Source organism: Streptomyces sp. UH6, assembly GCF_013421635.1.
Lineage (GTDB): Bacteria > Actinomycetota > Actinomycetes > Streptomycetales > Streptomycetaceae > Streptomyces > Streptomyces abyssomicinicus.
Map to the genome: position 1 here is coordinate 1 of NZ_JACADT010000418.1, position 4,766 is coordinate 4,766.

Below are 4,766 nucleotides of genomic sequence, written 5' to 3' on the forward strand. Positions count from 1 at the left end.
GGCCGGCGGCGGTGCGCTCCTCGCGGAGCTCGAGGATCGCCCGCCGCCGCGCGAGCCGGTGACTGCGACGGATCTGCGCCTCCTGGTACCGCCTGCGCTCCTGCCCCGTCTCCGGGAGCACCGGCGGCACCGGCCGCGGCTTCCCGCCCTCGTCGACCGCGGCGAACACCAGATAGGCGGAGCCGACGTGGCTCAGCGGCACCGACTCGTTCCACCGCTCGGTGAGCACCTTCACGCCGATCTCCATCGACGTGCGCCCCGTCCAGTTCACCTGGGCGCGGACATGCACCACGTCCCCGACCCGGACCGGCTGGAGGAAGGCCATCTCGTCCATGGACGCGGTGACCGCGGGCCCCTCCGAGTGCCGCCCCGCGACCGCGCCCGCCGCGTCGTCCACCAGCTTCATGATCACGCCGCCGTGCACCGTGCCCAGGAGGTTGGTGTCGTGGTGGGTCATGATGTGGCTCAACGTGAGGCGGGAAGCAGAGGCGGGCTTCCCGGCGGCTATGCCGGAATCGGAGGTCAGGGCCTGATCTGTCATGCCCTCTACCTTATGCCGGAACCCTCCAAGGGTCCGATTTGCCCCGGTTCATGTGTCGGGTTCGCAACAGGCGGGCCCCGGGTTTTCCACAGGCCTTCTGAGGGCGCCGTCCCAGCGTGCACACTGTCCGTCATGAATGACTGGCCTCAGGGATGGTCCGAGAACAGCCGCGGCGACCGGTACGGGCGCGGCAGCGCAGGCGAGCCCGAGTCCGCCCGCGCGATGCGCCAGGTCCGCCGCGAGCCGTCCGGACCCGTCCCGGGCCGCCCGGCTCCGCAGTACGGCGCGAACGTGCCGCGCCAGCCGTCCGCGCCGCCGTACGGGGGCGGCCACGACCCCGGCTACGACAGCGGTTACAACACCGGCCAGGTGTACGGCGCCCCCCAGGGCGGCCAGGGGGGCGGCGGCTACGACGACGGCGGGTACGCCGGCGGCTACCGCGAGACGCCCGACTGGGGCCGCCGCGTCAAGCGCACCGCGGTCACCGTGGTCACGGCCCTGCTCGTGGTGACGGTCGGCACCTACTTCTGGGCCGACTCCAAGCTGCGCGAGGAGGTCGACCTCTCCAAGGTCATCGAGCGGCCGGAGGAGGGCGACGGCACCAACTACCTGATCGTCGGCTCCGACAGCCGTGAGGGCATGTCCGACGAGGACAAGAAGCGGCTGCACACCGGTTCCGCCGACGGCAAGCGCACGGACTCGATGATGATCCTGCACACCGGGAGCAACGGCCCGACGCTGATATCGCTGCCGCGCGACTCGGACGTGGAGATACCCAGCTTCAAGGGCTCGGACTCCGGCAAGTTCTACGAGGGCACCGGCCGCCGCGTGAAGCTGAACGCCGCCTACGCCGAGGACGGCCCGGAGCTGCTGGTGCGCACCGTGGAGTACAACACCGGGCTGCACATCGACCACTACGTGGAGATCGGCTTCGCCGGCTTCGCCAACATCGTGGACGCGGTCGGCGGCGTGGAGATGGACATCCCCAAGGCGTTCAAGGACGAGAAGTCCGGCGCGGACTTCGAGGCGGGCAAGCAGACGCTGAACGGCGAGCAGGCGCTGGCGTTCGTCCGTACCCGGTACGCCTTCGCGGGCAGCGACCTGGACCGGACGAAGAACCAGCAGAAGTTCCTCTCCGCCCTCGCCAACCAGGCCGCCACGCCGGGCACGGTCCTCAACCCGTTCCGCCTCTATCCCACGCTGAGCGCCGGCCTGGACACCCTGATCGTCAGCGAGGACACCGGGCTGTTCGACCTGGCGTCGATGTTCTGGGCGATGAAGGGCGTCACCGGCGGTGAGGGCACGTCGATGAACATGCCGATATCCGGCAGCAGCGGCGGCAACCTGGTGTGGGACAAGGCCAAGGTCAAGCAGCTGGTGGAGCAGCTGAACAACGACGAGAGGGTCACGGTCAAGGGCAACTGAGGTCGCCCCGCCGGACGCCGAAGGGCGCCCGGGCCGTGCGGCCCGGGCGCCCTTCTCCCGTTCTCCTGCGCGGCGGTCACGCCGACCGCGGCGGGGCTACGGCAGGTTGCGCGCCATGACGATGCGCTGGACCTGGTTGGTGCCCTCGTAGATCTGCGTGATCTTGGCGTCGCGCATCATGCGCTCGACCGGGTAGTCACGGGTGTAGCCGTAGCCGCCGAGCAGCTGGACGGCGTCGGTGGTGACCTCCATGGCGACGTCCGAGGCGAAGCACTTGGCCGCGGCGCCCTGGAAGGTGAGGTCCGCGTCACCCCGCTCGGACTTCGCGGCGGCCGCGTAGGTCAGCTGGCGGGCGGCCTCGATCTTCATGGCCATGTCCGCCAGCATGAACTGCACGCCCTGGAAGTCGCCGATCGGCTTGCCGAACTGCTTGCGCTCCTGGACGTAGCCCTTGGCGTAGTCCAGCGCGCCCTGGGCGATGCCGAGGGCCTGGGCGGCGATGGTGATGCGGGTGTGGTCCAGCGTCTTCATCGCGGTGGCGAAGCCGGTGCCCTCCTCGCCGATCATGCGGTCGGCGGGGATGCGGACGTTGTCGAAGTAGACCTCGCGGGTCGGGGAGCCCTTGATGCCGAGCTTCTTCTCCGGGGCGCCGAAGGAGACGCCCTCGTCGGACTTCTCGACGACGAAGGCGGAGATCCCCTTGGAACGCTTGGTGGGGTCGGTGACCGCCATCACCGTGTAGAACTCGGACTCGCCGGCGTTGGTGATCCAGCGCTTGACGCCGTTCAGCACCCAGAAGTCGCCGTCGCGGACCGCGCGGGTCTTCATCCCCGCCGCGTCCGAGCCGGCCTCCGGCTCGGAGAGGCAGTAGGAGAAGCCGCCCTGGCCCTTGGCGAGCGGGGTCATGTACTTCTTCTTCAGCTCCTCGGAGCCGGAGAGGATCACCGGCAGGGAGCCCAGCTTGTTGACCGCGGGGATCAGCGAGGAGGAGGCGCACACGCGGGCCACCTCCTCGATCACGATCACCGTGGCGAGCGCGTCGGCGCCGGCGCCGCCGTACTCCTCGGGGACGTGCACGGCGTGCAGGTCGTTGGCGACCAGCGCGTCCTGCGCCTCCCGGGGGAAGCGGGCCTCCTCGTCGACCGCCGCGGCGTACGGGGCGATCTTCGCCTCGGCGAGGGCACGGACCGTGTCGCGGAGCATGTCGTGCTCCTCGGACGGGCGGTACAGGTCGAAGTCAGCCGATCCGGCCAAGGTCTCTCACGCTCCAAGGGAGAAAGAAGAGGGGACGATATGAGTTAACTACCGTTTAGTAGCCGAATCCTAGGACGTCTCCTCCGCCGGGGCACCGTGAGGTTGGCGACAGAGGTTTCCCGCTCCGCGGGTCTTCCCGTAAGGGCGGACCTCCACCCCCCGGTTATGCTCGGTCGGCGCGCAGCCAGCACGTGGAAAGCAAGGACGTCACCCTTCAGGAGCATCCATGGCCCTCAAGATCACCGTGATCGGCACCGGGTATCTCGGCGCCACACACGCCGCGGCCATGGCCGAGCTGGGCTTCGAGGTGCTGGGTCTGGACGTCGTCCCCGAGAAGATCGAGATGCTGCAGCGGGGCGAGGTCCCGATGTACGAGCCCGGTCTCGAGGAACTGCTGCGCCGGCACGTCGCCGGTATCGAGGGTTCCTCCGGCCGGCTGCGCTTCACCATGGACTTCGCGGAGGCGGGCGCCTTCGGCGACGTGCACTTCGTCTGTGTGAACACCCCGCAGCGGCACGGCGAGTACGCCGCCGACATGAGCTACGTGAACGCCGCGATCGCCTCGCTGGCGCCGCACCTGACCGGTCCGGCGCTGGTCGTCGGCAAGTCGACGGTGCCGGTGGGCACCGCGGACCGGCTGGCGGCCTACCTGGCCGAGCACGCGCCGGGCGGCGAGGGCGTGGAGCTGGCCTGGAACCCGGAGTTCCTGCGCGAGGGCTTCGCGGTCGACGACACCCTGCACCCCGACCGGATCGTGGTCGGCGTGCGCGGGGGCCGGGCGGAGAAGCTGCTCCGCGAGGTGTACGCGACCCCGCTGTCCGAGGGCACGCCGTTCGTGGTGACGGACTTCCCCACCGCCGAGCTGGTGAAGACCTCGGCCAACTCCTTCCTGGCCACCAAGATCTCGTTCATCAACGCGATGGCGGAGGTGTGCGAGGCGGCCGGCGGTGACGTCGCCAAGCTGGCCGAGGCGATCGGCTACGACGACCGGATCGGGAAGAAGTTCCTGCGGGCCGGCATCGGCTTCGGCGGCGGCTGCCTGCCGAAGGACATCCGGGCGTTCATGGCGCGCGCCGGCGAGCTGGGCGCGGACCAGGCGCTGACCTTCCTGCGCGAGATCGACTCCATCAACATGCGCCAGCGCGGCCGGATGGTCGAGCTGGCCCGGGAGGCGCTGGGCGGGGGGCCGTTCCTCGGCAAGCGGGTGGCGGTGCTCGGCGCGACGTTCAAGCCCGACTCCGACGACGTCCGTGACTCGCCCGCGCTGAACGTCGCGGGCCAGATCCACCTCCAGGGCGGTCAGGTCACCGTCTACGACCCCAAGGGCATGGAGAACGCCCGGCGGGTCTTCCCGACGCTCGGCTACGCCGAGTCGGCGGAGGACGCCGTGCGGGGCGCGGAGATAGTGCTCCACCTCACCGAGTGGCGGGAGTTCCGGGAGCTGGACCCCGAGAAGCTGGGCACGGTCGCGGCGCGGCGGGTGCTGCTGGACGGGCGCAACGCGCTGGACCCGGAGCCGTGGCGGGCCGCCGGATGGCTCTACCGG

Annotated in this window: 4 protein-coding genes; 2 read left to right on the top strand and 2 right to left on the bottom strand. The window is 70.3% G+C overall.

The features are described 5' to 3' along the window. The coding region (locus HW445_RS18900) for an acyl-CoA thioesterase (protein ID WP_180222178.1) at nt 1-541 on the bottom strand (541 nt) is incomplete at its 3' end. 132 nt (nt 542-673) lie between these two features. Between HW445_RS18900 and HW445_RS18905 the strand changes: the two genes are divergently transcribed. Further along, nucleotides 674-1,966 (top strand): LCP family protein, encoded by a 1,293-nt coding sequence (locus HW445_RS18905; protein WP_180222179.1) that lies wholly within the window; start codon nt 674-676, stop codon nt 1,964-1,966. Between the two features lie 96 nt (nt 1,967-2,062). Here HW445_RS18905 and HW445_RS18910 read toward each other — a convergent pair whose 3' ends face one another. Then, complete coding sequence (locus tag HW445_RS18910) at nt 2,063-3,220, bottom strand: acyl-CoA dehydrogenase (RefSeq protein ID WP_180222180.1); 1,158 nt, start codon at nt 3,218-3,220, stop codon at nt 2,063-2,065. Between the two features lie 226 nt (nt 3,221-3,446). Between HW445_RS18910 and HW445_RS18915 the strand changes: the two genes are divergently transcribed. Then, the coding region (locus tag HW445_RS18915; RefSeq protein ID WP_180222181.1) for a UDP-glucose/GDP-mannose dehydrogenase family protein at nt 3,447-4,766 on the top strand (1,320 nt) is incomplete at its 3' end.